The sequence below is a fragment of the Hyphomonas jannaschiana VP2 genome (assembly GCF_000685215.1).
GTDB classification, from domain to species: domain Bacteria; phylum Pseudomonadota; class Alphaproteobacteria; order Caulobacterales; family Hyphomonadaceae; genus Hyphomonas; species Hyphomonas jannaschiana.
In genome coordinates this window covers 1-25,137 of sequence record NZ_ARYJ01000005.1, presented here as the reverse complement: position 1 = coordinate 25,137, position 25,137 = coordinate 1, and the positions used below count along the sequence as shown (strand labels likewise).

The following is a 25,137-nucleotide window of genomic DNA, read 5'->3' as shown; positions in this document are numbered from 1 at the left end:
CCGGAAAGCGTTGCAAAACGCGGTTCCTGTCATATTCTCTTGATAAGAATCGCCTAGACGTTTGGGCGAAACGAAGAGGAGCGTGCGCTTTCAGTCGGTTCAATCAACAGGTTTCCAGTCTCTGTCGCATGGGGGGTCACCATGGCTGAGATACTTTCGGCGCCGCCGCACGGGCGGCCCGCACTGGTTCTGAATGCCGATTACAGGCCGCTTTCCTATTATCCGCTATCGCTGTGGCCCTGGCAGGAAGTCGTGAAGGCGGTTTTCCTCGATCGTGTCGATATTATTGCAGAATACGACCATGTGATCCGCTCTCCGAGCACGGAATTCCGCCTGCCGAGCGTCATCGCCCTGCGCGATTTCGTTCGTCAGGACCGCCCACCGGCCTTTACCCGTTTCAACGTGTTCCTGCGCGACGGTTTCCAGTGCGCCTATTGCGGCGCGCATGACCAGCTGACGTTTGACCATGTGGTGCCGCGCTCCAAGGGCGGGCGCACGACCTGGGACAATATCGTTGCTGCCTGTTCGCCCTGTAATCTGCGCAAGGGCAACAAGCTGCTGAACCAGACGGATATGCACTTGCTGCGCCGGCCCTTCCGGCCCAACAATTACCAGCTGCAGGAAACCGGCCGCCGCTTCCCGCCCAACCATCTGCATGAGACGTGGATGGACTATCTCTACTGGGATGTTGAGCTGGAAGGCTGATTAACCATCAGGCCACTGTATTTGTTACATATTCGCACCCGAACTGTCACAAAAGCCTTATGAAATCAGGCTATCCGCCAACGGATGCCCTCCCCGCGTCAACAGCCCAAGCCTGACTACAAGGCGATTTTCATCTCCGATGTGCATCTCGGCAGTGCCGGGTGCCAGGCCGATGCGCTGTGCGCCTTCCTGAAAACGCATACGTCGCAGCAGCTCTACCTTGTCGGCGACATCATCGATGGCTGGCGCATGCGCAAGAAATGGTACTGGCCGCAGTCCCACACCAATGTCATCCGCCGTATCCTGACGGCCGCCAAGCGCGGCACGGAAGTGACCTATATCATCGGCAATCATGACGAGTTCCTGCGGGCCTTCCTCCAGTTCCGGCTGGCGTTTGGCGAAATCAGCGTCAAGAACCGTGCCCTGCATGAAGGCGAGGACGGCAAGCGCTACCTCGTTGTCCATGGTGACATGTTCGACGGCATGATGCGCGCCGACCGCAAATGGATCATGCACCTTGGCGACCATGCCTATAATTTCCTTCTGTGGGCCAACACGAAGCTGAACGCGATCCGCCGCCGCCTCGGCATGCCTTACTGGTCACTGTCCCAGGCGCTGAAGAAGCGCACCAAGCGGGCGCTGAACCATATCCACAATTTCGAGGGCCATGTGGCGGACTATTGCCGCCGCAAGGGCTATGACGGCGCGATTTGCGGCCACATTCACGTGGCCGAGATGCGCGAGATCAATGGCATCACCTACATGAATGACGGCGACTGGGTGGAAAGCTGCTCCGCCCTGGTCGAGCACCATGACGGCCGCTGGGAACTGCTCCACTTCCAGCCGCATGCTGTGAAGGCGGACGAACCGGTCGCCAAAGAGGCCCGCATCCGCGCCGTCGCCTGAGCGCCGGCTTTTAGCCCAGCACAGGCTTCAGCAGCTTGGTGACGTTCTGGCGGACCCGCATGGATTCGATCAGGGCCAGGATCAGGACCGAAGCCCCGAACGCTGCGCCGAGCGATACGACAACCTGAATCTTCCATGGCGCATCGGGCAGGTAGGTCTTCACCAGCAGGAAGACCGGCACATGGATGCAGTAGAGCGGGAATGACACCTGCCCCAGATAATCCGAGATCCAGTTGAACCAGCGCACCTGCGGCTGGATGCGGGCGCCAACCGTGATCAGCAGCGGGCAGAGCACGACAACGCCGAGGAAGGGATAGACGCCGGACATGTGGAAGGGAAAGAACAGCATGGCCAGCATGACGCCATAGATGCCGAAAGCCGGGAGCAGGCCGCGGCTGACCGGCAGCCGACGTGTCAGGTATCTCGGCGCTTCCTGGGTCAGGGCATAGATCAGCATGCCGGCCAGGAAAGAGGCGAAGACGCGCGGGAAGCCCAGCAGGAAGTGTTCCGGCGCGAACCCGACGCCCGGGGTCAGCAGCCGCCCGGTGGTCAGCGTGACATAGCAGGCGCCGAGAAACAGGATGATGAAGCAGGCGAGGCTGCCGATCAGGAGCGCCCGGCGGCGCATGCGCACGAACCAGATGAAGCAGACACTGGCGACGAATTCGAAGAAGATCGACCAGAGCGGCCCGTTCGACGGGAAGAGCTCGAAAATGCCGGTTGCCGGATCGTTATAGTCGACAAGGCCAGGGATGAAGAGGAGGTGCCCGGCATGGACCAGGGCGAAACGGGTCGCGTCCACTTCCTGCCCGGTCGAATTGTAATAGGCGAGCGTCGCAACCGCGCCGAACAGGACGCCGATGGCCACGGTGGGGGCAAGGCGCGCGAAACGCTGGTTGATATAAGTCCCGGCGCTCATGCCGCTGCGCAGGCGACGGGCGTAGGAATGATAGATCACAAAGCCGGACAGGACGAAGAACATGTCCAGCGCGATGTAGCTGTTCGCGAGGAAGGGATAATCTTCCGGTCCGATATAATGGTAGAGGACAACGATCAGCGCCGCGATGCCGCGAAACCCGTCGAGCACATAAAAGCGCTGCACGGGTGCTGCTTTCCCCTGGTAAACTACGCCGCTCGCCACGTGCCATCCTCTTACGGTTCGCGTGACGAAACTGCAGGATCGGTGCCAGAGCGGCCATGCGTGGCAAGGCATGCGGCAGTGGGATGTTGACACGTGCCGCCTTCCTGCGCACCTGCTGCGCATGACTTCCTCCCTGAAGGCCATTCTGGGCCCCACCAATACCGGCAAGACGCATTACGCGATTGAACGGATGACCGGTTTCGGCACGGGCATGATCGGCCTGCCGCTGCGCCTGCTGGCGCGGGAAGTGTATGACCGCGTGGTGGAGCGCAAAGGCGAAGCGTCCGCCGCGCTGATCACCGGGGAAGAACGCATTGTTCCGCCCACGGCGCGCTACTTCATCTGCACCGTGGAGGCGATGCCGGTGGAGCTGCGCACCGACTTTGTGGCCATCGACGAAATCCAGCTCGCCCAGGACGAGGATCGCGGCCACATCTTTACCGACCGCATCCTGAACCTGCGTGGCAATCACGAGACGCTGCTGCTCGGGTCCGACACGATGCGCGGCATTCTGGGAGAGCTGAAGCTCGGCGCCGGGACCGAGCCGCGTGAGCGCTTCTCCGAGCTCCGCTATATCGGCCATACCAAGATCACCAAGCTGCCGAAGCGCACCGCCATTGTCGGCTTCAGCGCAGAGGAAGTGTACGCCATCGGGGAATTGCTGCGCCGGCAGAAGGGCGGGGCGGCCGTGGTGATGGGCGCGCTCAGCCCGCGCACACGCAATGCGCAGGTGGAGATGTTCCAGTCCGGCGAGGTCGATTACATCGTTGCCACGGACGCGATCGGCATGGGCCTGAACCTCGATGTCGACCGGGTGGTCTTTGCGTCCCGCTCGAAATTCGATGGCCGCCGTCACCGTCCGTTGACCACCGCCGAGTGCGGACAGATCGCCGGACGGGCCGGGCGCTTCCGGCAGGATGGTGAGTTTGGCGAGACGGCCGACTGCCCGCCCTTTGAGGAAGAACAGTGGCGCGCCATCGAGGCGCACCGGTTCGACCCCGTGGATGCGATCCAGTGGCGCAATTCCGATCTCGATTTCTCGTCGCTGAAAACGCTGATCCGCAGCCTTGAAAAACCGTCCGGCAATCCGGTTCTGATCCATACACCGCATGCGCTGGATGAATGGGTGCTGCGCCGGATGAGCGAGGACGGCCATATCGGGCCGAATATCTCCGGGGCCCGGAAAGTGCGCAGGTTGTGGGACCTTGCCCGCCTGCCGGACTTCCGCAAGCTCGGCCCGGAAGGCCATGGCCGGCTTGTGCTCGGCCTTGCCGAAACGCTGATGGACCCGGATGCACGCCTCTCCAATGCCGGCATGGAGCGCCGCCTCGACGATCTTTCATCCACTGCAGGCGACATCGCAAAATTGCAGCAACGCCTTGCCAGCATCCGCACATGGACGTATGCGGCCAACCGCCCCGACTGGTTGGAAGACCCTGCTTATTGGCAGGAAAAGACCCGCACGATAGAAGACGCCTTGTCGGACGCGCTGCATGAGGCGCTGACAGCAAGATTCGTGGACCGAAGAACAACAGCGCTGCTGGCCAGCCTGAAAAAGGAAGATGCACTCGTGACTGACCTGACGCCGGAAGGCGACGTGACCGTCGAAGGCCACATCGTCGGACGCCTGAAAGGCCTGACCTTTGAACCGGTCCTGGATTCCCGAACCCTGGAAGGCAAGGCTGTGCGCGGCGCGGCCGCTGCCGCCATCCGCCCGATGCTGCTGAAACGTCTCGCCGAGATTGCCGGGGCGCCGTCGGATGCCTTCACGCTGGCCGATGATGGCTCGATCGAACATGGCGGCGCGCCGGTTGCGCGGCTGTTGAAAGGCGCCAGCTGGATGTCGCCGCGTGTCGACCTCATTGGCGCAACCGAGACCGAACCGCATGACCGTGAACCGGCCCGTGCCCGGATCGAGGAATGGCTGCGCGCGGAACTCGCGCGTGTCCTGCCGGTCCATTGGAAGCTTTCGGAAGAGAAATCCGGCGAGGCGCTGGACGGCTTGCCGCGCGGTCTTGCTTTCCGCGTGCTGGAAAGTGGCGCGGCGGTGGATCTTCGGAGTGACGACCAGTCTGTCCGCCTGACACCGGAACAGCGTGAAGCCCTGAAGGGTATCGGCATCCGCGCCGGCCGTGTGGCCGCGCATGTGCCGGATGCGCAGAAACCGGCGGCCCAGCGCATGATCGCCATCCTGCGCGCCGTCTTTGCAGGCGAAGCCTTTCCGCTCGCGCCGGAAGGGGCGGGCTCGTTCCCGCTCGACGGCACCTGGCCGGAAGAGGCGCTCGCTGCCAATGGCTATCTCCGCTTCGGCAAACGTGCCGTGCGGGCCGATCTGGCCGAACGCCTTGGCTGGGAACTCTCCAAGCGCCGCCGCGAAGCGGGAAAGAGCGCCTTCGCCGTGCCGATCGATCTTGCGTCCGTTGTGTCGTGCCCGGCAGATGACTGGCCGGCCGTGCTGAAAGGCTTTGGCCTGGCGCCGGCCGAAAAGGACAAGGAAACCGGCGCGGTCACCCTGTGGCGCTACAGCGCCCGGTCCCGCCCGGACGAGAGCGCCGGACGCCCGCCCCGCCGTGATGGCGGGCAAGGACAGGGTAAACGCCCGGACAAAAGAGGCGGCAACAGCGCTGACAATCGTGGCGGCGGAAAAGGCGGTCCGCGCCGGGATAGCCAGCAACGCGGCGGCGGACACCAGAGCCGCCAGCGTCAGCCCGACCCGAACAGCCCGTTCGCCGCTCTGGCTGCGCTCCTGCCGCCCGAACCGCCGCCGAAAAAGAAGCGCAAGCCGAAGAAGAAGGGCGGTCCGAAGCCTGACACAGGGGCCAGGGCTGGCGCTGGCACCGAGAGCGGCTTCACCTACACACCGTTCCGCTGAGCCCGCTGAATGGCCGACACGCTGCGCCTCGATGTCTGGCTCTGGCGGGCGCGCTTTTTCAAGACGAGGTCACTGGCCGCCAGCCATGTACGCGGGCGCGGGGTGCGCCTGTCTCACAACGGTCAGACCCGCCGGGTCGACAAGCCCGGCCAGGGGATCACACCGGGTGATGTTGTAACCCTCGTGCGCGGGGGGCATATAACGAGCGTTGAGATCCTGGAGCTCGGCACCCGCCGCGGGCCGCCCGCTGAAGCCCAGGCCCTCTACACATTGCTGGAAGGCGGAGCCGAATGAACATCCTCAGAAACCTTTTCGGGGCCCGGACGCCCGCCCAGCGGGACATGGACCCGCACCTCGCTGCCGCCGCCCTTCTGGTGGAGGCCGCGCTGGTCGATGGCGTATATGTGAACATTGAAAGCGACATGATCGCGGAAATCCTGCTCGATGCGTTCAACCTCGATGCCGCGACGGTGGATGAACTGATTGCAGAAGGCGAAACCCTCGCCGAAGAGGCGGTCGATTCCTACAGCTTTACCCGCCATGTGAAGAAACTTCCCATGGAATCAAGGGTATCTGTGGTTGAGGGGCTGTACCGGGTGGCCCTCTCGGACGGCGAACGCTCGGATGAGGAAGACGCCTTCATCCGTCATGTCGCCTCGCTCCTCTATGTCGACGATGTGGCCCGCGCTGGGGCCCGCCAGCGCGCAGAAGCCCGCCGCACTGCGTAAAGCTAAACACACCGTGCAGGACGCCGCATTGACAGGGCCGCCCGGGCGCGCCATTTCGCCCCTGCAAAAATCCTCTGAAGAGGCCTCCCGCCCATGACTTATATCGTTGTCGACGCCTGTATCCGCTGCAAATACATGGATTGCGTCGAGGTTTGCCCGGTCGATTGCTTCTATGAAGGCGAGAACATGCTCGTCATTCACCCGGAAGAGTGTATCGACTGCGGCGTGTGCGAACCCGAATGCCCGGTTGAGGCCATCAAGCCCGACACGGAGGATGATCCGGACGGCAAGTGGCTGAAGCTGAACTCCGAGTATTCGAAGTCATGGCCAAACATCACGCGAATGAAAGAGCCGCCGGCCGATCGCGAAGAGTTTGCGCAGGAAACCGGTAAGCTTGAGAAATACTTCAGCGCAAATCCGGGCACGGGAGACTGACAATCTGTATGCCGGCAGTATCCCTGCCGGCCCAATGATTGCTGCAGAACCGGGGAAAAGTTAACGATTTCCGGCGGTTCGTTAACTTCATACATAGTTAACGCTTGCGCAGACCTGTTGAAAAAGCTGCAGATTTGTGATACTGTTCAGACTTGAGCAATAAATGAAAAGAGCTGCAATTTCCTAACTCAGACCGTACACACAGCGGACTGGGGTGGGTTTCGTCGGCTCTTATACGCGTAGAAAAGGGCGATATCCGACATGGCGAAAAAAGCAGATGCGTCACTGACGTTCGGGGTGGGTCAAAGCGTCGTTTACCCGGCACACGGGGTCGGCAAGATCACCGGGGTCGAGAAGCAGACTGTTGCCGGGATGGAGCTGGAAGTTTACGTCGTCGCCTTCGATCAGGACAAAATGATCCTGCGCGTGCCGACCAACCGCGCCGAAGCCTCCGGCATGCGGGCGCTGGCCGGCTCCAAACTGGTGGACGACGCCCTCAAGACCCTCGGCGGCAAGGCCCGCGTGAAGCGCACCATGTGGTCGCGCCGTGCCCAGGAATATGAAGCCAAGATCAATTCCGGTGACCTGATCTCCATCGCGGAAGTCGTGCGCGACCTGCACCGCGGCGAAGACCAGCCGGAACAGTCCTATTCCGAGCGCCAGCTCTATGAGAGCGCGCTGGACCGGATGGCCCGCGAACTGGCGGCTGTCGAAAACATCGACAAGACCGACGCCATGGAAAAACTGGCCAAGTCCCTGGCCAAGAAAAAAGTTGCGGCATAACGCTCCGGTTTCCCACCGGGTCTGAAAGCCTCATCATGCGAGAATGCCCTGCAGCCTGTCTGCGGGGCGTTTTTGCGTCTGGTCCTAACAAAAACCGGCATTCCGTTTACGAAGTGATTCGCGGGGCCATCTTCTGTTAACCCTAACGAAAACCTGAAGGCGCACTCTTTTCTCCGTCACCGGACATTCCGGTGACCCTTGGGTTGATCCCTGAAGTACGGAGAAGACTCCGACAGACGGGAACATGGGTGACAGGAGAAAGAGATGCCCTATTCAGATATGCCTTTGCCGCCAGGTGCCCTGCTGGGCGCTGACGCTTGTGCAGAAGACCTTTACCAGACCGGCCTTGTCTGCGCCGCCGGGATCGATGCGGATGTCGATCTGGTTGCCGCGCACAAATGGTTCAACCTCGCTGCCGCTCGCGGGCATGAGGAAGCCAAAGTGCAGCGCCAGGAAATGGCGGAGCTTCTGACATCGGACGAAGTGAAGATCGCCCTGTCTGCGGCGCGCGACTGGCTGAAACTCGCTCACTAAGACCCGTTCTTAAGGGCTGGCTTTACGTTACAGGCCTGCCAGGCCAGCGCTCGCATCGGGACGTGCGGGTGCGGATGTTTGGTGAGCATGCGTGATTACCGGCCGCAGGGCCAGGGCGCACCGGAACGCTGCGCCGGAAAAGAAATGGGCCCCCGGTGCAATGCGTATGGGGGGCGCACACCGGAGGCCACTTGAGTTGCGGTCAGCCGCAAGGAAAGAAGATGGCTTGCATGAGCCCTCTTTCTTGTGGGGATCCTTACGAACTCACCGCACGATTGGCCTGGAAACCAGATTTCTTCTGGGTTGGCCGCAGCAGGAAATAGAGGAAGGCGGCGATAAAGCCGACATCCATCAGGACGATCAAAGTCGTGGTGAAGGGGATCGTGCCCTGATACCAGTCCGGAAGGTAGACATAGGCCACACCCAGCTTGCCGAGCAGGCCAGCCCAGACGACCGGGCGGTAGCGTTGCGGGTCTCCGCCGACAATCGCATAGACGACGCCGAAGCAGAGCACGAGCGCGCCGGTGACTTTCATCAGTGCCGGGTCGACGGCTTCCACCGTGCCGGTCATGCCGACCATCATCTCCGGGGAGATGAAAAGTGGCGCGCCGATTGCAAAGTTGAAGAAGGCGGCGGCCCAGAAGAATATCTGCCAGTCTTTCATGTTCGTCTCCCTTTGCGGCGCACTGGACGGACCGAACCCGCCGCGTGTCTGAACATTGCAGACGAAAATCTCCCGGAAAGCTTTCCACCTGTTTTCGCCAATCTGTTGAATTGACTGGAACGGGACCTGTTTGCTGCGTTTTCCGGATTTATTTGGTGTACGGATGGGTAACCATAACCCTCCGGAAGAGTGCTCGGGCGCTCACTGCGCTTCAGGCAGGTGGCTGCAACAGCCCTCCTGTCCCTCCATGAGCGCGAGGGCGTGTCTCAGCCTGAAACAGGGCGCAGCGGCGAAGGGTGTCCTGTGCAGGCACAGGACACCGATGCAGGGTCAGCCCACCCGCCGGTCCATGTCTTTCCAGTAGGGCTCCCGCAGATCCTTGCGCAGGATCTTGCCGGACGGGTTGCGGGGCAGGGCCTCGATCACATCGACAGACTTCGGACATTTATATCCGGCGATGCGTTCCTTTGCCCAGGCAATGATGCTTTCCGGCGTCGGCGTCTCGCCCGGCTTGGCCACGACGATGGCCTTGACCGCTTCGCCCCATTTCTCGTCGGGCACGCCGATCACGGCGACATCGGCGACGGCCGGATGCCCGAAGATCGCATTCTCGACTTCGGCCGGATAGACGTTCTCCCCGCCGGAGACGATCATGTCCTTCACCCGGTCATGGATGTAGAGGAAACCATCCTCGTCGAAATAGCCGGCATCCCCGGTATGGAAGAAGCCATTGCGGATCGACTCTTCGGTCGCATCCGGACGGTTCCAGTAGCCCTTCATGACAAAGCCGGCCTTGATGACGATCTCGCCAACTTCGCCAGCTGGCACCGGCTCACCCGTCTCGTCGACGCAGCGGATCACCGCGCCCGGATAGGGCACACCGCAGGAGCGCAGCTTGCCCCAGGACGGGTTGTGCGCTTCCGGCGGCAGGAAGGTCGCCGCACCGACCGTTTCGGTCAGTCCGTAAAGCTGGGTGAAGCGGGCACCCATGATCTCCTGCGCTTCCAGCAGCAGGCTCTCGGTGATGGGGGAGGCGCCATAGAACACCTGCTTCAGATTGCTCCAGTCGATGTCGCGCACATTCGGCTGCTGGGTCAGCATCAGGATCACGGCCGGCACCCAGAAGGCGTGCATGATGTTCTGCTCTTCGATCAGGCTGAGGATGACCTGTGGGTCGATCTCGCGCAGCACGACGGTGCGCGCGCCCTGGATCGCACCCAGCAGGCCGAGATTGACCCCCGCCACATGGAACAGCGGCATTGCATTCATCACGCCTTCGCCGGCGCCATAGCTGGACCATTCCAGCTGGCCGGCCTGTTCGAACAGGGCGTGATAGTTCGCATTGGTCAGCTGCACGCCTTTCGGCAGGCCGGTCGTGCCGGACGTGTAGAGCTGGATGACGTCATCATCTGCCTTGGGGGTCAGGCCCGGCAGGGCGGCGCTCTGGCTGTCGCGCCATTCGCGATAGTCGGGCCATTCGGGATGGCCGCCATCAATGGCGATGATCTGGACGAGATCCGGCAGCTCTGCGCGGATCTCTTCGGCCATGGCGTAGAAATCCTTGCCGACGAACAGCACTTTCGCGCCTGCATCGGACAGGATGAACTTCACTTCCGGCGCGGCGAGCCGCGTGTTCACGGCGGTCATCACGGCGCGGGCCTTGGCGGCGCCGAACAGCATCTCATAATATTGTGATGTGTTCTTCGCGAGGTAGCCGACCCGGTCATCCGGTTCGATGCCCGCACCGATCAGCCCGTTGGCGACCTGGCTGGAATAGGTGTCGAGGTCCTGATAGGTCGTCGTCTCGCCTTCGAACCAGAAAGCGGTGTCATTGGGGCGCATCTGGGCCTGAACGCGGGGAATGTCCGCCAGGAAGGGCATTGCCTCTGTGTCGATCATGGGGTCCTCCGGCCTGTCTCTTTATTGCCGCAGACTTTAGCCGGTTCCGCCCGCTTGTCAGCCCATGTCCGGCCTGCAGCTGCAGGCGGAACCCTTGCAGCCCACGCGCGTTTACGGCACTTGAAGCCTATGACTATTCAGACCCCCGCACCGAACGCCGACCTCGCTGAAACCATGCTACAACTGGGCCGGAACGCCCGGGCAGCTTCCCGCGCGCTCGGCAAGCTCACCCCAGAGGACCGTACCCGCGGCCTGAAAGCCATCGCGGCCGCCATCCGTGCTGCGGCGCCGGAGATCCTCGCCGCCAATGCAGAAGACATGGAAGCCGCCCGGGCCAAGGGCCTGGATGCGGCCATGCTCGACCGGCTGGCACTGGACGAGGCCCGCGTCGAAGGCATCGCCGGCGGCGTCGAAGCCGTTTCCTGCCTGGCAGACCCGATTGGCCGCGAGCTGGCCCGCTGGACCGTGCCGTCCGGCCTCGACATTGCGCGCGTTGCCGTGCCGCTGGGCGTGATCGGCATCATCTATGAGAGTCGCCCGAATGTGACAGCCGACGCTGGCGCGCTTTGCCTGCGCTCCGGCAATGCCGCGATCCTGCGCTGCGGCTCGGAAAGCGCGCTTTCGTCCCGCGCGCTGGTCAGCGCCATGCGCGGTGCGCTTGAGAAAGAAGGCCTGCCGCAGGACGCGATCCAGCTGGTCCCGACACAGGACCGCGAAGCCGTCGGCCATCTTCTGGCCGGTCTCGACGGCAATGTCGACGTGATCGTGCCCCGTGGCGGGCGCGGCCTGGTCGAGCGCGTCCAGATGGATGCCCGCGTCCCGGTGATCGGCCACCTTGAAGGCCTTTGCCATGTCTATATCGACGGCGCGGCCGATCCGGAGAAGGCCATCGCAACCGCCGTGAACGCCAAGATGCGCCGCACCGGCATCTGCGGCTCGGCCGAGACGCTTCTGGTCGACGCTGCAATTGCCGGGACGCTGCTGCCGAAACTGGCCGATGCACTGAAAGAGGCCGGCTGCGAGCTGCGCGGGGACGAACGCGCCCGCGCGATCGTTGCCGACATGAAGCCTGCGACCGAAGAGGACTGGGCAACCGAATATCTCGCGCCGATCCTCGCCGTGGCCGTCGTCGACGGAATTGATGGCGCACTGGCGCACATCTCCCGCTGGTCGTCCGGCCATACCGAGGCGGTCATCACCGAAGACCAGGCCGTGGCCGACAAATTCTTCGCCGATGTCGACAGCGCCATCCTGCTGCATAATGCGTCCACCCAATTTGCCGATGGCGGCGAGTTTGGCATGGGCGCCGAGATCGGCATCGCGACGGGGCGCATTCATGCGCGCGGCCCTGTCGGCGCAGAACAGCTGACGACCTATAAATACCTCGTCCGCGGCAAGGGGCAGGTCCGTCCTTGAGGCCAGTCCGGTTACCGGGTCCTGCAAAGGGGCTGCGCATCGGCCTGTTCGGTGGCAGCTTCAACCCGGCCCATACCGGACACCTCCACCTTGCCGAAACAGCGATGAAACGGCTCCGGCTCGACTGGGTCTGGTGGATCGTTGCCCGCGGTAATCCGCTGAAGTCAGACCATGGTGACTTCAACGCACGTCTTGCGTCGGCTGAAGCCATTGCGGGGCATCATCCGCGCATGATCGTCACCGACATCGAGCAGCAGCTGGGTTACAGCTATTCCTGGCCGACGCTTCTGACGCTGGTTTCTCATGCGCCGGAGGCAGATTTCGTCTGGCTGATGGGCGCTGACAATATGGTCGGTTTCCACCATTGGCGGCGCTGGCAGGATATTGCCCGGCTGATGCCGATTGCCATCGTGGCCCGGCCGGGGGTGGGACCCGGGGCACGCAATTCGAAATTCACCCGCACCTTTGTGAAAGACCGCATTGCGGAAGCTTACGCCCCGCTGCTGCCGGACCTCGCGGCGCCTGCCTGGGTCTATCTGACCGGCCCGCTGGACCCGTCGTCTTCCACGGCGATCCGGGAGGGCAGGGCATGAGCCTGACACCGGAAGAGCTGGACCGCCACCGCCGCCATATCCTGCTGAAGGAGATCGGCGGGCCCGGCGTGCAGAAGCTTCGCGCGGCACATGTGTCCATAATCGGTGCCGGCGCCCTTGGCGGGCCGTGCGCGCTCTATCTCGCGGCGGCCGGTGTAGGAAAGATCGAACTCTGGGACGATGACCGGGTGGAGCGCTCAAACCTCCAGAGGCAGATTCAGTTTACGGATGAAGAGATTGGCGCGCTGAAGGCGAAAGGGCTGGCAGCCCGGCTGCGCGGAATGGATCCTTCCCTGAATGTGGAAGTGAAGACAGAGCGCTTTGGAGAGGGCGCGGCCCCGGCCGGGGACATCCTGATCGATGCGAGCGACAATTTTCCGACACGCTATGCGCTGAACCGGCTGGCGCACGAGACTGGCCGGGTCATGGTGCATGGCGCCGCAGCCGGCTGGAACGGTCAGGTCAGCGTTTTTGCGTCCGGCGTGCAGGCGGATGCGCCCTGCTACAGGTGCTGGGTGCCGGAAACCCCGCCCGATGCAGAGGCCTGCGACGAAGTGGGCGTGGTCGGTGCACTGACCGGTATGACCGGGTCCGCCATGGCGATGGAAGCGGTGAAACTGATCACTGGTGCAGGGCGGCCCCTGATTGGCCGCGTCCTTTTGATCAATGGACTTGGCGGCGAGTCGCGAACGGTCATGCTGCGGCGCGACAAAGCCTGCGCGGTTTGTGGCGCCAGGTGAGTCCCGTAATTGACAGGGCAGGACCGGGGGCGCTTACTCTGCCAGCCTGATTCAGAAATCAACCGGGAGGAAGGAAACGGGTATGCGCCGTTTTCTGGTGGTTCTGCTTACCTTTGTTGCGATTTTGGCAGCTGGCTGGTTCGCCCTGCAGCGTGCAGACATCGGCTATGACCGGCTTGAACTTGTCTATGCCAATTCGGACAGCCGCATCCTGCCGCTCGAAAATGGGCTGCGCGTCCATTACCGCGATGTCGGTCCGCGCGATGCGCCGGCAATTGTGTTGGTGCACGGATTTTCGTCCTCATTGCACACCTGGGAACCTTGGGTTGCGAATCTGAAGCGCGATTACCGCGTGATCTCGCTCGACCTGCCCGGCCACGGCCTGACCAATTGCCTTGAGAGCGAGCGGATCGGCACCGAGCAATTCGTCGAGACGGTCGATGCGGTGACGAAATCCCTCGGCCTCGACACGTTCACGCTTGCCGGCAATTCCATGGGCGGCGGTGTCGCCTGGGCCTATGCGCTGGCACATCCCTCGCGGCTGGACGGGCTGGTCCTGGTCGATGCGTCCGGCTGGCCTGAAAACGCACAGGAAGAAAAATCGGATCCCATCGTGTTCAAGCTGCTGTCGAATCCCGTTGCCCGGCGGCTGATGAAGAACACCGATATGACCTGGCTCGTGCGTGATGGCCTGCGGGACAGTTTTGCCAATCCGGATCTGGCAACCGACGACATGGTCAACCGCTACACGGCGCTCGCCCGGGCGCCCTGTCACCGCGACGCCCTGATGGCGCTGACCTCCGGCGGGAAGGGGCGCGTCTGGGCCACGAAAGACGCCCTGTCCGGGATCGATGTGCCGACCCTGATCCTGCATGGCGAGCAGGACAAGCTGATCCCCGTCGCGGCGGCGCGCAAATTCGCAGACGCCATCCCGGGGGCCGAACTGGTCATCTATCCGGATGCCGGTCACCTGCCACAGGAAGAACTGGCCGCCGAATCCGCTGGCGACCTGCGCGCCTTCCTGGCAGAGCTAAACGCGCCGGAGCCGGAGGCGGCAGAGCCGACGGAAGACGGCTGATGCCAATGTCTGGAAACCAGTGACCGGTCTCGCGCGTATCTGAGAGGAAGGAGACTTTCCCATGCGCCTCGCCATTCCTGCCATTTCTGCCCTGCTGCTCGCCGCCTGCACCAGCCAGCCCGATTATCGCGAAGAGCCATCCGCTCCGGAGACGGTCTCCTCGGTCGACCTTAGCCGCTATGCCGGGCTCTGGTACGAGATCGCCCGCTATCCCAACTGGTTCGAGCGCGACTGCACCGGCGTGACCGCCGAATATGACGTCAATGATGACGGGACCATCGCTGTCACGAACACTTGTTTCAAGGACACGCTCGACGGGAAGAAAAAGGTCGCCGAAGGCCGGGCCCGGATCGTGGAGGGCACAGGCAACAGCCAGCTGAAGGTCAAGTTCGCCCCGTCCTGGGTGCCCTTTGCCGAGGGCGACTACTGGATCCTCGCACTGGAGCCGGACTATTCTGCCTCGCTCGTCGGCAGCCCGGATGGCAAATATCTCTGGATCCTGTCGCGCACGCCGAAGCTGGAAGCGAAGAAACTGAAAGCGCTTAAAGAACGCGCCGAGGCGCTCGGCTACCGGACGGCGCCGCTGGAACTGACGCGGCAGCGTGACTAAGGCGGGCGCAACAGGGGTGACGGCTCTCGCCGCCTCTGGTACGGCGAAATCATGAGCCTGCCTGCCCTTGATGACCGCAATTTCGACGCTGAGCGCCAGCACTGGATCGAGGTCCGTGTCTATTACGAAGACACCGATTTCACCGGCATGGTCTATCATGCGAACTATCTCCGCTTCTTCGAGCGGGGCCGGTCCGATTGCCTGCGCGATGCAGGCGTCTCGCACCAGGACCTGCTGAACCGGGAGGACCCTGCCGCCTTCACGCTGACCCGCGTGGCGGTGGACTACAAGCGCGCCGCGAAAGTGGACGACCTCCTGCAGATCCGGACGCGTTATCTCGGCCTCGACGGCCCGCGCTTCCTGTTCCGTCAGGCCTGCCTGCGGGATGGGGAGGTGATCGCCGAGGGCGAGATCACCGCGGTGATGATCCATGCCGATGGCCGCCCGCGCCGTCCCGTCCGCGAGATGACGGACACGCTCGCCGCGTTCCGCTGGACCGGGGCGGATCCGGCATAACTCGCCCTGCCTGTTTCCCGTGCAGGGTTAATAAAATCGAACAAATTCTTAACCCTTCCCACCTAGCCGGGAGGCAAGCTGCGGAATCAGGGCGCTCTGCCGTGTTTCTGCCGGAATTGTTGTAGAAACAGGGGCACAAAGCGCCCGTCCCCACGGGACGCATGCCTTATCTGCGGGCTGCCGGCCTGCCATCTTCAAGGAGCACATTCATCCTATGGAATCGGAAGCGATCGGCACAGCGGCCAGTAATACCGACTTTTCCCTGATTGCCCTCATTTTCGAGGCGGATCCGGTGGTCAAACTGGTCATGTTCATGCTGTTCCTGGCCTCGGTCTGGTCCTGGATCGTGATCGGCGAGAAGCTCTTCTCGCTCGGCTCGGCCCGGAAAAAGGCCCGCCAGTTTGAAGACGCCTTCTGGAATGGCCGGACTGAAGACCTCGACCTGCGCCCCGGCTCCGGCGGCGGTGATGCGGCCAGCCGTGTCTTTCAGGCGGCTGCCCGGGAATGGTCGGATGCGCGCCGCGTGCCGCCGGGTTCCGGCGAAGCGACCGCCCTCGTCAACCGGGCCGAGCGCTCCATGCGCGCCACCATCGACCGCGAGCTTGGCCGCGCCGGCAATGGCCTCGGCGTGCTGGCGACGATCGGATCTGCCTCGCCCTTCATCGGCCTGTTCGGCACGGTCTGGGGCATCATGAACGCCTTCCTCAACATTGCCGCCCAACAGGACACCAGCCTCGGCACCGTGGCCGGCCCGATTGCCGAAGCCCTGTTCGCCACCGGCATGGGGCTCGTGGCCGCCATCCCGGCCGTTATCTTCTACAACAAGTTTACCGGCGACCTGACGCGGTTCGCCGACCAGCTCGACGCCTTCTCGCAGGATGTCCTGGTGCGCCTGTCGCGCCGGGCGTCGGATCCGGCGCGGGACTGAGCGCATGGGTATGATCCTCGGCTCCGGCGGCAAGGGCGGACGGCGCGGGCGCCGCTCTCTCAATGCCGAAATCAACGTGACGCCCTTTGTGGACGTCATGCTCGTCCTGCTGATCGTGTTCATGATCACCGCGCCGATGCTGGTGCGGGGTGAGGACATCAGCCTGCCGAAAACCAAGTCCGGCCCGATCCAGACAGATCCGAACGATGCCCCGCTGGCCATCACGATCAAGTCGGACGGCTCTGTGTTCATCCAGAATACGGAAGTTCAGGTCGATACGCTGGGCCCGCAACTGCAGGCAATCATCGGCGAAGGCTATGACAAGCCGATCTATGTGCGCGGCGATGAAGCCACGCCCTATGGCATCATGATGGAAGTCATGTCCGAGATCCGGGCCGCCGGTTACACCCGCGTCTCGCTCGTAACGGAACAGAAGAAATAAGGAGCGGCCGGCAGGAATGCTTCGCGGCCTGACAGTCTCCACGATCGTGCACGCATCCGTCCTTGCGGCGGCGGTCTTGTCATGGCCGCACCAGAAGTCGGATTGCGACAAGATGATCGAGCGCCTCCAGAAGGAGGAGCCGGGCCTTGCGCCGGTCGACATCCTGATGCGCATCCCGCAATGCGCCAGCGCCATCGATGTGCCCATCGATTTCGTGGAGATCGGCCTGGTGACCGACATCGCCCCGGTCCAGAAGGCCGAGGAGCCGCAGGAAGAAGAAGAGGCCGTCCCCGAAGAGGTGGAAGAGGCGCCTGAACCTCCGCCTGAGGAGGAATCGGCCCCGGAAGAGGAAGAAGTCGTCATTCCCGACGAGGAAGCCGAACCGGAACCCGAGCCTGCGCCCGAACCTGAAAAGGAAGAACCGCCTCCGCCCAAGAAGGAAGAGCCCAAGCTGATCGAGAAGCAGAAGCCGAAGGCCACGGACGATCTCGACTTCCTGAACGAGTTCGAGGACATCCTGAAGGACAAGGCAGAGGACGAACGCCGCAAGCCGCGCGAGGAAGTCCCGCCGCAGATCAACAAGCCGGTGCTGCGCGATGCCCAGGAAACCCGCCCCGGGGCAGGGGAGCGCCGCGGCAATACGGCCTCGCTGCAGGCCGCCATGCGCCGCCAGATCTATACCTGCTGGCGCGGTGTGTCCGATCTGCCCAAGGAGGACCAGATCGATGTCCAGATGCGCATCACGCTGAACCCGGACGGCACGCTGAAAGGCAATGTCGAACTGGTCAGCCCGCGCTCGCGCCCGATTGGCCGCTCCGGCATCGCGGTCGACGTGGCGTTGCGCGCCGTCCGCAAATGTGCCCCTTACCAATTGCCCGAAGACGATTATGACCTGTGGAAAGACATCAATGTCACCGTCAGCCCGACACAGCCCTAGACCCACTCAAAGGAGGAATCCCATGACCCGCCTGCTGCTCGCCCTGGTGATGGCCTTCACCGCCGCCATCGGATTGGCGCCCACCGCCTCGGCCGAACTCAAAGTGCTTGTGGAGGGTCCCGGCAACTTCAAACCGGTGCCGCTCGCCATTCCGGACTTTGAAGTCCGCGGAGGGACGAACACCGATCTTGCCCGTCAGATTGCCGATGTCGTGCGCAACGACCTGGAATCGACCGGCCTGTTCGAAATGCAGAACCCGGCCTCCTTCATCCAGAAGGATCTGTCGATTGATGTTCAGCCGCGCTTTGCCGACTGGAAGATCATCAAGACCGACGGCCTCGTCGTCGGGGCGTTCGAGGAACTGCCCGATGGCAAGATCGCCGTCTCGTTCCGTCTGTGGGATGTCTATGCCGGGGATGTCATGCGCATCAACGGCCAGCCGGGCCGCCGCCTGACCACGACGCCGGACAACTGGCGCCGCATCGCCCACAAGATCGCCGATTCGATCTACACCCGCCTGACCGGTGAAGACCCGTATTTCGACACGCGCATCGTCTACATCGCGGAAACCGGCCCGAAGCTGAACCGCGTGAAGCGCCTCGCCATCATGGATTCCGACGGTGCCAACCAGCAGTATCTGACGCCCGGCACCAATACGGTGCTGACGCCGCGCTTCAGCCCGTCGGCGCAGGAAATCACCTATATGTCCTATGAGGGCGGCAAGCCGCGCGTCTATCTCTTCAACATCGAGACCGGCCGCCAGGAACTGCTGGGCAACTTCCCGGGCATGACCTTCGCCCCGCGCTTCTCGCGCGATGGCGAGAGTGTCCTGCTCACCCAGGCCAACAATGGTAACTCCGACCTCTATATCATGAACCTGCAGACGCGGCAGTCGCGCCGCCTGACGGATCACCCGGCGATCGATACCTCGCCGTCCATGTCGCCGGACGGCAAGGCTATCGTGTTCACCTCCGACCGCGGCGGTAGCCCGCAGCTCTACATCATGAACACCGATGGCAGCCCGCGCACCTGCCCGTCGGGCGGCCGTGACGTGGCCTGCCGCATCACCTTCAACAAGGGCCAGTATTCGACCCCGGTCTGGAGCCCGCGCGGCGATCTGGTGGCCTTCACCAAACAGCTCGGCGGCAAATTCTATATCGGCGTCATCGGCACCGACGGCACGGGCGAGCGCCTGCTGACCGAAGCCTATCTGGACGAAGGTCCGGACTGGTCGCCGAACGGCCGTGTGATCGTTTATTTCCGCGAAAGCCGCCCCGGCGCCGGCCCGCAGCTCTGGTCTGTGGACCTTTCGGGCCGCAATGAGCGCCGCCTGCAGACCCAGACGGAGGCGTCTGACCCTGCCTGGTCGCCGCTTCTTCAATAATATGCTGATTAATCTACAGGTTTCGCCCCCGATTCTTCGATCGGGGGCGTTGCTTTAGGGAGACAGCACGGAAATCTTTGTGTAAAAGGCCAATCGCAGCCGCTTGCGCCCGATTGTTGCCGGATTTCGGCCCGATTGTGCAAGCATCACCCGTCGTTCGCCGGCGGCTGACAAGACCAGAGGCCGCAAGGCGTCACCAAGCTCAGGACATCCAGGGGAGTCTGACTGAATGAAATCCTATCTCAAAATCTCCACAGCAGCCGCTGTGCTTATCGCCCTCGGCGCCTGCGCATCGCAACCCGAGCCGCCGCCGCCGGTTGAAGAAGCACCGCCGGTCGAGCAGCCGGCTCCGCCGCCGCCGCCGCCTCCGCCGCCGGTGGTCGAAGAGCCGACTGGCCCGGCACCGGGTTCGCTGGAAGATTTCCGCGTGAACGTCGGTGAGCGCGTCTATTTTGACCTCAACGAATACCGTCTGGACCCCGACGATCAGGAAATCCTGAAGCTGCAGGCTGCCTGGCTGCAGTCCTACCCGTCGGTCCGCATCATGGTCGCAGGTAACTGCGATGAGCGCGGTACGCGTGAATACAACCTCGCCCTCGGCGAGCGCCGCGCATCCGTCGTGAAGGACTATCTGGTGTCGCTCGGCGTGGACCCGTCCCGCATCGACACGATCTCCTACGGCAAGGAACGTCCGATCGCTGCCGGTTCGGACGAAGCCTCCTGGGCCCTGAATCGTAACGGATTCACCCAGATTGTTTCGGGCACCACCAGCTAACGGAACATTTCAATTCAGTAACAAGCAGCCGGGTGCCACATTTTGGCCCCGGCTGTTTTATTTAGGGGCAGGGATTTCGTGCGTTCCTCTCTCCCTTTTTCACATGAAAGGCATGTCCATGAACATTCGCACTGCATCTGTCTTCGCAGGTGCCTCGCTCCTTCTGCTCGGCGCCTGTGCGTCCAAGCCCGCCCCGATCACGGAAGGCGCCACGACCTCTGAAAACGTGGTCGAAGACATCCAGACCGTCGATACCGGCGCAGTCGATGATGGCAACGTCGGGCAGATCGCCCAGACCACGGCCCTCGGCGACCGCGTCTATTTCGACCTGAACGGCGACTCGCTCGACAGCGACGACCAGTCCCTGCTGAAGCAGCACGCCCTGAAATACACCCAGGACCCGTCGGTCCGCATTCTCGTTGCCGGCAACTGCGACGAGCGCGGCACGCGTGAGTACAACCTGGCCCTCGGCGAGCGCCGCGCGGCCAAGGTGAAAGACTATCTTGTCAGCCTCGGCATCTCGCCGAACCGGATCGACACGATCTCTTACGGCAAGGAACGTCCGATCGCGGCCGGTTCCGACGAAGCTTCCTGGGCAATGAACCGCAACGGCTTCATCCAGGTCGTTTCCCCGAATACCTGATCCGGCTTGCCCTGACCGGGCATCTGATTCAGAAAGAATTTGCAGCCGGGTGCCATATTTTGGCCCCGGCTGCTTTACTATGGTCCCGCAAATCCTGGAGACATTCGCCCATGTTCAAGACCCCGGCCCTGGCTATGGCCAGCTTCCTGCTTCTTGCTGCGCCTGCTGTCGCCCAGCGCGGTGCCCCGATCACGCAGGGCACGACCAGCCTCGATCTGGCTGACCAGATTTCGCAGGCCCGCCAGTTGAGTGCGGACACGAAAGTGCAGGTGAACGCCCTGTCCAGCGACCTGATGACCCTGACGGGCCGGGTCGAGACGCTGGAATTCCAGCTGCAGCAGGCCCGCAACGAGAATGAAACGCTGGTCAATGACAATGAAGCGCTGGCCCGCGAGATCAACGCCCTGAAGAGTGAGCTGCGTGCCCAGTCGCGCGCCATTCAGGACCTGCAGGCCCGCTCCCTCGGCATGGACCCGCCGGAAGGGGAGGCCGCTACCGGCCTGTCCGACTATCCGGGCGCGGCCTCGACGGACCCTTACGAATCTGCCGGTGCGGCGGCGTCTGCGCCGTCCCGGCCTTCCGCGACGGGCAGCATGTCCCGCACGGCAACGGTTGAACCGGAGACGACCGGCCCGAAACGGCTTCTGCCGCGTTCTGAGTCCGGTGCGCCGGAAGAGACCGCCGCGATTGATACGACCCCGGCTTCGGCTGTGCCGCCCGGCGCGCCGCAGGGCTCGCTCGGCACATTGCCCGCAAGTGCCCTGCCGGGTGAGGCCGGTCCGCTGTTCGCCGCCGCCAAGGCAAAGCTCGTCCAGTTCGATTATGCCGGCGCCGAAGAGGCCTTCCGCGCCTTCCTTGACCAGTTCGGCAGCGATCCGCAGGCCGGCGAAGCGCATTACTGGCTGGCCGAGTCGCTCTACCAGCAGAAAGCCTATGCCGAATCCGGCGCGGCCTACACGACGATGATCCGCTCTTATCCGGACGATCCGCGTGCGCCGGACGCGCTGGTGAAACTGGCCCGGTCGATGCGTCTCATCGGCGACAAGGACAAGGCCTGCGTGGCGCTCGATACGCTGCCCAAACGCTATCCGAACGCATCCGGCGTGACACGCGACCTGGCCGCCGTCGAACGGACCCGGTCCGGTTGCGACAATTAAAGCCCCCCGCTGCTCCGGCAGACCTGATTGAGTCGTTTGACCGGCTCTGCAGCCATGCTGCAGGGCCGGTTTGCATTGCTGTCTCCGGAGGAGGGGATTCGCTTGCCCTCCTGCGGATTGCAGCTGACTGGGCCAATCTGCGCGGCCGCCGCCTGCTGGCCCTGACCGTGGACCATGGCCTGCGGCCTGAAGCGGCCGATGAGGCGCGTTTCGTGGCAGATGTCGCTGCCGGGCTGGGCGTCCCGCACCGGACGCTGCGCTGGGAAAGCCCTGAGCCCGGCCAGGCCAGGGCCCGTCAGGCGCGCCACGACCTGCTCGCCGCCGCCGCGCGGGAGGCAGGCAGCGTGATCCTCCTCACCGCCCACACGGAAGACGATCAGGCCGAGACCTTTCTGATCCGCGCCCGGGCCGGGTCCGGCTGGTACGGGCTGGCGGGCATCCAGCCGCTGTCCCTGTCTCCGGCAGGCGGGACCGGCGTACCGGTGCTGATTGCGCGCCCGCTGCTGCGGGCCTCGCGTGCCAGGCTCCGGGACATGCTGCGCGCCGAAGGGCAGGACTGGGTCGAAGACCCGTCGAACAAGGATCCGGCCTATGAGCGGGTGCGCATGCGCCAGCTGCTGGCGGCAGAGCCGGCCCTGCGCGCCCGGGTGCTGGCCCTGCGGGAGAAGCTGCAGCTGTTGCGGCTGGTGCAGGACCGGGCGCTTGGACGCTGGCTGTCGGCCGATGTGGAAGTCCGCGCCGACGGCACCCTGCGCACGCCCCTCCCGATGCCGCCGGGCGAGCAGGGGGAGCGGGCGCTCGGCGCGCTGATCGCGCTTGCCGGCGGGCGGACCCGGCCCCTGCGCACGGATGCCCTCTCGCGCCTGACACGCCGCATCTCGAATCCGGACACGCTGCGCCCGGCAACGCTCGGCGGGGCGGCCATCCACATCAAAAACGGCAATCTGAAAGTCGCGGCGGAGCATGCGCTGCCGGCAGAACAGGTTAATGCAATCCCTGCACGCCTTTCGGCCATGGTGACGGCCTGTTCAGCTGCATATGAGATAAAATGTCCACGCCGCAGCTAAAGAGTCGTTTTTCGGGCCCGGTGGCCCTATGTTATCTGTCGAGAAGCTTTCCAAACTGAGAGAGATGCTATGAACGTTCGGAACCTGGCCATCTGGGGTGCAATTGCGCTGCTCGTGATCGGCATGGCGGTCGCGATGGGCGGAAATCCCGAAGCCGCCAGTGCCAAGCGCGCGAAACTCTCCGAAATCTACACGCTCGTCGACAATGGCGAAGTGGCCGAGGCGACGCTGGGTGATGACCAGATCATCGTGACGACCACTGACGGCCGCAAGATGGTCAGCGAGTTGCGCGCCCTCGACATGAGCACGCAGGACTATCTGCGCGACAAGAACGTGCCGTTCACGGTGGATGCCGACAGCGGCCGCAACAATTTCGCTTCGCTCCTGTTCTCGATCCTGCCGATCCTGCTGATCGTCGGCTTTGTCTTCTTCATGATGCGCCAGATGCAGGGCGGCGGCGGCCGCGGGGCGATGAGCTTCGGCAAGTCGCGTGCCCGCCTGCTGACCGAGAAGCATGGCCGCGTCACCTTTGACGACGTTGCCGGTGTCGACGAAGCCAAGGAAGAGCTGCAGGAGATCGTCGAATTCCTGCAGGATCCGTCCAAATTCCAGCGCCTCGGCGGCAAGATCCCGAAAGGCGCGCTGCTGGTCGGCCCGCCCGGTACGGGTAAGACGCTGCTGGCCCGCGCCGTGGCCGGTGAAGCCGGGGTGCCCTTCTTCACCATCTCCGGTTCCGACTTTGTTGAAATGTTCGTCGGTGTCGGCGCCAGCCGCGTGCGCGACATGTTCGAACAGGCCAAGCGCTCTGCGCCCTGCATCATCTTCATCGACGAGATCGACGCGGTCGGCCGTTCCCGCGGCGCAGGCCTCGGCGGCGGCAATGACGAACGCGAGCAGACGCTGAACCAGCTGCTGGTCGAGATGGACGGTTTTGAAGCCAATGAAGGCATCATCCTGATCGCCGCCACCAACCGGCCTGACGTGCTGGACCCGGCGCTCCTGCGCCCCGGCCGCTTCGACCGTCAGGTCACCGTCGGCAATCCGGACATCATGGGCCGCGAAAAGATCCTGCGCGTTCACATGCGCAATGTGCCGCTGGCCAAAGACGTCGACGCGAAGACCATCGCGCGCGGCACGCCGGGCTTCTCCGGCGCCGACCTTGCGAACCTCGTCAACGAGGCCGCGCTGCTGGCAGCCCGCCGCGGCAAGCGCGTCGTGGCGATGCAGGAATTCGAGGACGCGAAAGACAAGGTCCTGATGGGGCCGGAGCGCCGCTCGATGGTCATGTCCGAGAAGGAAAAGGAACTCACCGCCTGGCATGAAGCCGGCCACGCCATCGTGGCCATGAAAGTGCCGGCCGCTGATCCGGTCCACAAGGCGACGATCATTCCGCGCGGCCGCGCCCTCGGCATGGTCATGCAGCTGCCGGAAGACGACAAGCTGTCCATGTCCAAGATCGAGATGACCTCGCGCCTCGCCATCATGATGGGCGGCCGTGTGGCGGAAGAGCTGAAATTCGGCGACGACAATGTTACCGCCGGTGCCGCCTCCGACATCCAGCAGGCGACCCGTCTTGCCCGCGCCATGGTCACGCGTTTCGGTCTCTCCGATACGATCGGACCGGTGGACTACGGCTCCGATCAGGGCGACGTGTTCCTCGGCCAGCAGATCGTGCAGTCGAGCCATGTCTCGGAAGACACGTCCCGCAAGATCGAGGAAGAAGTCCGCAAGCTGATCCAGACCGGCATGGACGATGCCCGCCGCATCATGACCGAGTGCCATGACGAATGGTCTGCCATCGCCAATGGCCTGCTTGAATACGAGACGCTGACCGGCAGCGAGATCACCGATCTTCTTGACGGCAAGCCGCCGACCCGTCCGGACCTTGGCGCCGAAGACACCGGCCCCGCCTCCGCCGTTCCGGTCATCGGCAAGCGCCGCAAGCCGAAGGGCGATGGCGGCGAAGCGGCCGGCGACCCGGAGCCGAACCCGGCCTGATCCGGAACACAGATCAAGGACAAAGCCCGCCGGAGCGCCCTCCGGCGGGCTTTTCTTTGTGGCCGGCCTGGCACCCTAGTCCGGTATAGTCCGCTATAGTCAGTTATAGTCCGTTATCGTCATGACTGGTCATGCCGAAGTCAGGTTTCGTGCACCGCTGGTCATGGCCGGACAAGCGGCGCGGAC

26 protein-coding genes are annotated in these 25,137 nt (G+C 63.5%); 23 read left to right on the top strand and 3 right to left on the bottom strand.

Annotated features, from left to right (window positions below; translation table 11 throughout):
• The first annotated feature begins 141 nt into the window (after nucleotides 1-141).
• Both HJA_RS08555 and HJA_RS08550 read left to right on the top strand, forming a co-directional pair.
• Nucleotides 142-705 carry an HNH endonuclease gene (locus HJA_RS08555; RefSeq protein WP_035581024.1) on the top strand — a complete coding sequence of 188 codons (564 nt, stop codon included), beginning with the start codon at nucleotides 142-144 and terminating at the stop codon, nucleotides 703-705.
• An 84-nt stretch (nucleotides 706-789) separates the two neighbouring features.
• Nucleotides 790-1,611, top strand: a complete 822-nt coding sequence (locus HJA_RS08550) for a UDP-2,3-diacylglucosamine diphosphatase (RefSeq protein WP_051597529.1) — start codon at nucleotides 790-792, stop codon at nucleotides 1,609-1,611.
• Between the two features lie 10 nt (nucleotides 1,612-1,621).
• On the opposite strand, the gene HJA_RS08545 is transcribed toward HJA_RS08550, so the two are convergent.
• The gene (locus tag HJA_RS08545) at nucleotides 1,622-2,713 is read right to left on the bottom strand and encodes an acyltransferase family protein (protein ID WP_035581021.1); all 1,092 of its coding nucleotides are present in this window, start codon (nucleotides 2,711-2,713) and stop codon (nucleotides 1,622-1,624) included.
• A gap of 160 nt (nucleotides 2,714-2,873) precedes the next feature.
• Here HJA_RS08545 and HJA_RS08540 point away from each other — a divergent pair, with 160 nt between their 5' ends.
• The 6 genes from HJA_RS08540 to HJA_RS08515 all read left to right on the top strand — a co-directional run bounded on the left by HJA_RS08540 (nucleotide 2,874) and on the right by HJA_RS08515 (nucleotide 8,104).
• Complete coding sequence (locus HJA_RS08540; RefSeq protein ID WP_035581717.1) at nucleotides 2,874-5,624, top strand: helicase-related protein; 2,751 nt, start codon at nucleotides 2,874-2,876, stop codon at nucleotides 5,622-5,624.
• A gap of 9 nt (nucleotides 5,625-5,633) precedes the next feature.
• Complete coding sequence (locus HJA_RS08535) at nucleotides 5,634-5,918, top strand: RNA-binding S4 domain-containing protein (RefSeq protein ID WP_035581016.1); 285 nt, start codon at nucleotides 5,634-5,636, stop codon at nucleotides 5,916-5,918.
• Complete coding sequence (locus tag HJA_RS08530; protein ID WP_051597528.1) at nucleotides 5,915-6,352, top strand: tellurite resistance TerB family protein; 438 nt, start codon at nucleotides 5,915-5,917, stop codon at nucleotides 6,350-6,352. Before HJA_RS08535 ends, HJA_RS08530 begins: the two co-directional genes overlap by 4 nt.
• A gap of 93 nt (nucleotides 6,353-6,445) precedes the next feature.
• On the top strand, nucleotides 6,446-6,787 hold the full coding sequence (gene fdxA / locus HJA_RS08525) for a ferredoxin FdxA (RefSeq protein WP_035581013.1): 342 nt from the start codon (nucleotides 6,446-6,448) through the stop codon (nucleotides 6,785-6,787).
• 261 nt (nucleotides 6,788-7,048) lie between these two features.
• Entirely contained in the window at nucleotides 7,049-7,570 is a 522-nt protein-coding gene (locus HJA_RS08520; protein WP_035581011.1) for a CarD family transcriptional regulator, read from the top strand.
• A gap of 264 nt (nucleotides 7,571-7,834) precedes the next feature.
• Nucleotides 7,835-8,104, top strand: coding sequence for a hypothetical protein (locus HJA_RS08515; RefSeq protein ID WP_035581009.1), 270 nt, complete (start codon nucleotides 7,835-7,837; stop codon nucleotides 8,102-8,104).
• A gap of 256 nt (nucleotides 8,105-8,360) precedes the next feature.
• Here the strand turns inward: HJA_RS08515 and HJA_RS08510 are convergent, their stop codons facing one another.
• Nucleotides 8,361-8,768, bottom strand: coding sequence for a hypothetical protein (locus HJA_RS08510; protein WP_035581006.1), 408 nt, complete (start codon nucleotides 8,766-8,768; stop codon nucleotides 8,361-8,363).
• A 330-nt stretch (nucleotides 8,769-9,098) separates the two neighbouring features.
• Complete coding sequence (locus HJA_RS08505; RefSeq protein ID WP_035581003.1) at nucleotides 9,099-10,667, bottom strand: long-chain-fatty-acid--CoA ligase; 1,569 nt, start codon at nucleotides 10,665-10,667, stop codon at nucleotides 9,099-9,101.
• 129 nt (nucleotides 10,668-10,796) lie between these two features.
• Between HJA_RS08505 and HJA_RS08500 the strand changes: the two genes are divergently transcribed.
• The 15 genes from HJA_RS08500 to ftsH all read left to right on the top strand — a co-directional run bounded on the left by HJA_RS08500 (nucleotide 10,797) and on the right by ftsH (nucleotide 24,951).
• Entirely contained in the window at nucleotides 10,797-12,083 is a 1,287-nt protein-coding gene (locus HJA_RS08500) for a glutamate-5-semialdehyde dehydrogenase (protein WP_081814617.1), read from the top strand.
• Nucleotides 12,080-12,676: a nicotinate-nucleotide adenylyltransferase gene (locus HJA_RS08495; protein ID WP_035581000.1), complete on the top strand. Its 597-nt coding sequence runs from the start codon at nucleotides 12,080-12,082 to the stop codon at nucleotides 12,674-12,676. Before HJA_RS08500 ends, HJA_RS08495 begins: the two co-directional genes overlap by 4 nt.
• The gene (locus HJA_RS08490) at nucleotides 12,673-13,416 is read left to right on the top strand and encodes a HesA/MoeB/ThiF family protein (RefSeq protein WP_035580997.1); all 744 of its coding nucleotides are present in this window, start codon (nucleotides 12,673-12,675) and stop codon (nucleotides 13,414-13,416) included. Before HJA_RS08495 ends, HJA_RS08490 begins: the two co-directional genes overlap by 4 nt.
• 82 nt (nucleotides 13,417-13,498) lie before the next feature.
• Nucleotides 13,499-14,494, top strand: a complete 996-nt coding sequence (locus tag HJA_RS08485; protein ID WP_035580992.1) for an alpha/beta fold hydrolase — start codon at nucleotides 13,499-13,501, stop codon at nucleotides 14,492-14,494.
• Nucleotides 14,495-14,555: 61 nt separating this feature from the next.
• The gene (locus tag HJA_RS08480) at nucleotides 14,556-15,104 is read left to right on the top strand and encodes a lipocalin family protein (protein WP_035580989.1); all 549 of its coding nucleotides are present in this window, start codon (nucleotides 14,556-14,558) and stop codon (nucleotides 15,102-15,104) included.
• Nucleotides 15,105-15,155: 51 nt separating this feature from the next.
• Nucleotides 15,156-15,620, top strand: a complete 465-nt coding sequence (locus HJA_RS08475) for a YbgC/FadM family acyl-CoA thioesterase (RefSeq protein WP_035580986.1) — start codon at nucleotides 15,156-15,158, stop codon at nucleotides 15,618-15,620.
• Nucleotides 15,621-15,834: 214 nt separating this feature from the next.
• Entirely contained in the window at nucleotides 15,835-16,548 is a 714-nt protein-coding gene (locus HJA_RS08470; protein WP_035580983.1) for a MotA/TolQ/ExbB proton channel family protein, read from the top strand.
• A 4-nt stretch (nucleotides 16,549-16,552) separates the two neighbouring features.
• Nucleotides 16,553-16,990, top strand: coding sequence for an ExbD/TolR family protein (locus HJA_RS08465; protein WP_035580980.1), 438 nt, complete (start codon nucleotides 16,553-16,555; stop codon nucleotides 16,988-16,990).
• A 16-nt stretch (nucleotides 16,991-17,006) separates the two neighbouring features.
• Entirely contained in the window at nucleotides 17,007-17,927 is a 921-nt protein-coding gene (locus tag HJA_RS08460; RefSeq protein WP_035580977.1) for a hypothetical protein, read from the top strand.
• Nucleotides 17,928-17,949: 22 nt separating this feature from the next.
• Nucleotides 17,950-19,311 (top strand): Tol-Pal system beta propeller repeat protein TolB, encoded by a 1,362-nt coding sequence (gene tolB, locus HJA_RS08455; RefSeq protein ID WP_035580974.1) that lies wholly within the window; start codon nucleotides 17,950-17,952, stop codon nucleotides 19,309-19,311.
• A gap of 229 nt (nucleotides 19,312-19,540) precedes the next feature.
• Nucleotides 19,541-20,086 carry a peptidoglycan-associated lipoprotein Pal gene (gene pal, locus HJA_RS08450; protein WP_035580969.1) on the top strand — a complete coding sequence of 182 codons (546 nt, stop codon included), beginning with the start codon at nucleotides 19,541-19,543 and terminating at the stop codon, nucleotides 20,084-20,086.
• A gap of 118 nt (nucleotides 20,087-20,204) precedes the next feature.
• Nucleotides 20,205-20,729, top strand: coding sequence for a peptidoglycan-associated lipoprotein Pal (gene pal, locus HJA_RS08445; protein WP_081814639.1), 525 nt, complete (start codon nucleotides 20,205-20,207; stop codon nucleotides 20,727-20,729).
• A gap of 110 nt (nucleotides 20,730-20,839) precedes the next feature.
• Entirely contained in the window at nucleotides 20,840-21,886 is a 1,047-nt protein-coding gene (ybgF, locus tag HJA_RS08440) for a tol-pal system protein YbgF (RefSeq protein WP_035580966.1), read from the top strand.
• The gene (gene tilS / locus HJA_RS17985) at nucleotides 21,874-22,953 is read left to right on the top strand and encodes a tRNA lysidine(34) synthetase TilS (RefSeq protein WP_051597526.1); all 1,080 of its coding nucleotides are present in this window, start codon (nucleotides 21,874-21,876) and stop codon (nucleotides 22,951-22,953) included. The genes ybgF and tilS overlap by 13 nt, the downstream gene beginning before the upstream one ends.
• Before the next feature lie 69 nt (nucleotides 22,954-23,022).
• Nucleotides 23,023-24,951, top strand: coding sequence for an ATP-dependent zinc metalloprotease FtsH (gene ftsH, locus HJA_RS08430; protein WP_035580963.1), 1,929 nt, complete (start codon nucleotides 23,023-23,025; stop codon nucleotides 24,949-24,951).
• Nucleotides 24,952-25,137 lie beyond the last annotated feature (186 nt).